The 1,588-nt window shown below is 65.5% G+C and carries 3 protein-coding genes and 1 pseudogene; all 4 read right to left on the reverse strand.

Features of this window, described 5'->3' with window-relative positions:
* Window positions 1-54: 54 nt before the first annotated feature.
* On the reverse strand, window positions 55-330 hold the full coding sequence (locus IE126_RS25620; protein WP_189383214.1) for a hypothetical protein: 276 nt from the start codon (window positions 328-330) through the stop codon (window positions 55-57).
* Window positions 327-752, reverse strand: a complete 426-nt coding sequence (locus IE126_RS26215; protein ID WP_229825957.1) for an Acb2/Tad1 domain-containing protein — start codon at window positions 750-752, stop codon at window positions 327-329. Before IE126_RS26215 ends, IE126_RS25620 begins: the two co-directional genes overlap by 4 nt.
* Before the next feature lie 66 nt (window positions 753-818).
* Window positions 819-1,313 carry a hypothetical protein gene (locus IE126_RS25630; RefSeq protein ID WP_189383216.1) on the reverse strand — a complete coding sequence of 165 codons (495 nt, stop codon included), beginning with the start codon at window positions 1,311-1,313 and terminating at the stop codon, window positions 819-821.
* Window positions 1,313-1,588, reverse strand: a pseudogene (locus IE126_RS25635) (hypothetical protein); the annotation flags it as partial. The pseudogene IE126_RS25635 and the gene IE126_RS25630, both read right to left, overlap by 1 nt.

A 1,588-nucleotide genomic window follows, 5' to 3' on the forward strand; every position in this document is an offset into this window, starting at 1 on the left:
GCGCTCGGTCATCATCAGCTGGACGGCCTGATCATAAAGGTCTTGCGCCATGGCTCAGCCCAACATCCTGACAGCCGGGGCGCCCAGGTCGCCGTGGCAGGTGGTGCCGGACAGATGACGGCCGTTCAGCGCGGTCGCGCGCAGGCTGACCATGCAGGCCGGGCGCATGTCATGGCTCCCGGCCGAGGCGCAGCGCCCCACCGGCGGGGTTGCCAGATCATGCAGGATCGACCGCGCCGATGGCGTCACCAGCCAGAGGATCAGCGCGGCAAGGGCGGCTGCGATACCGCCGAACAGAAGGGCGCTGCGGTAAACGGGCGCGTCGATCATTCGGCCAGCTCCACACGCTCCGGCTTGAAGATGGAGCGCACGACATCCATGAACCCCTGTTCGATGGATGTGCGGCCGATCTGGAGCCAGCGCTGGTCGATTTCGGAATCGGCCTTCAGCTCGTCGAGCAGCCGCAGGAGACGTTCTTCCGTCTGTTTGACGGCATTGACGCGCGCAACGTTCACCGACGACTGGGGCCGGTAGCCCGCGACCGGCAGGCCGGTATGGGTCACGGCTTCCGCAGGCGCCTCGACCGGCTGGATTTCGTGAATGCGCAGATCCTGTCCCTGATGCGCATAGAAAGTGCGGACCTCACCCGGATTGACCTGCTCTTCGTCATGCGAAGCGGCAGCGGTCGGGGAGATCCTCGTCACGCGAACAGGACGTTCATTGCTGGCAATGACTTTGACGATGGTGGTCATGGAAAGCTCTCTGCTGGCTTGTGAGCGGGATGCCGGGGGCGCGTCCGCCCCCGGCGCGGGGCCGTGTCAGCCCTTGGTGGTGCCCGCTGCGCCCTTCTTTTTCGGGGCGGTCTCTGCGGGCGTCTCGCTCGGGGGGGTATTGGTGTGATCCGGCGCCTTCGTCGCCTCGGCCAGCTGCTGGCGGGTTTCGTCATGCGAAACCCGCTCGGCCTCGAGTTCTGCCTCCAGCGCCTCGACGCGGCGATTGAGGTTCTCGACGCCCTCAACCGCCTTGTCGCGATCAGCGATGATCTCGGCACAGGCCGCCTCGACAGCGGCATTGCTGACGGCCTCGGCCAGCGCCTTCGCCTGGGCGGCGACGGCCTGCGCGAACTGCTCTTCGGTCACGGTGATCAGCTTGCCCTGCGGCGTCACGGCCTCCGGCGTGGCTTCGACGAGCACCCCGCAAGCAATGAGCACGGCCTTGTCTTCAGGAGTGACGTCATGCTCACCGGGCGGAAGCCAGCGGGTGCCGATCTTGACTGCATGCGCCAGGCGCACTTTCACCAGCGCGTCAGCCATCAGCTCTGCCCCGCATTCTGGAACAGGAAGCCAGCGTCAGCACCAACGATATAGGGGCGGCGCTCGGTCTTCGTGCCGTAAATCCAGCTGTCGTTGCTGTCCAGGAAATACGGCTTCTGGATCTGCGGGTAGCCCGACAGCTCATAGGTGTAGCCGAAGGCGGGAACGCGATAGTTGGTGCCCTTCGGGACATAGGCGAGGATCGCGTCATCGCCCCAGATATCCGTCGCTGGGACATCGTCCCCCGCATTTTCAGGCAGGAAGACCGCCTTGCC

The sequence above is a fragment of the Gemmobacter nanjingensis genome (assembly GCF_014652195.1).
GTDB lineage: Bacteria > Pseudomonadota > Alphaproteobacteria > Rhodobacterales > Rhodobacteraceae > Gemmobacter > Gemmobacter caeni.